This window comes from Psychrobacter sp. CAL346-MNA-CIBAN-0220 (assembly GCF_040309805.1).
GTDB lineage: Bacteria > Pseudomonadota > Gammaproteobacteria > Pseudomonadales > Moraxellaceae > Psychrobacter.
This window is the reverse complement of record NZ_JBEOPF010000219.1, coordinates 1-276: the sequence shown is the minus strand read 5'-3', so window position 1 is coordinate 276 and position 276 is coordinate 1. Positions and strand designations below refer to the sequence as shown.

At 49.3% G+C, this 276-nt stretch carries 1 protein-coding gene; it reads right to left on the bottom strand.

The window, feature by feature from the left end; translation table 11 throughout:
- On the bottom strand, positions 1-276 hold a 276-nt coding region (locus tag AAEY88_RS13390; protein ID WP_350563175.1), incomplete at both ends, for a phosphopantetheine-binding protein.

Genomic DNA, 276 nt, shown 5'->3' with positions numbered 1-276 from the left:
GGGTGCGACACTCGGCTAAATCTTCTGGGCTCAGTTCAGGTAAACCTGGAAGCTCATCTTGGACTGTACCGAGAATTTCTACCCGCTTGATTGAGTCAATACCAAGGTCTGCTTCCATGTCCATGCCAAGTTCAAGCATTTCTGTTGGGTAACCGGTTTTGTCTGCGACCACATTGAGCATAGTGTCTAACACTTGTTGCTGTGTTAGTCCGGCTGTTGGTGCAGAAACCGCTGCTGAGCTAACTTGCTGAGCCACAGGAGCTTGAACAGGTATAC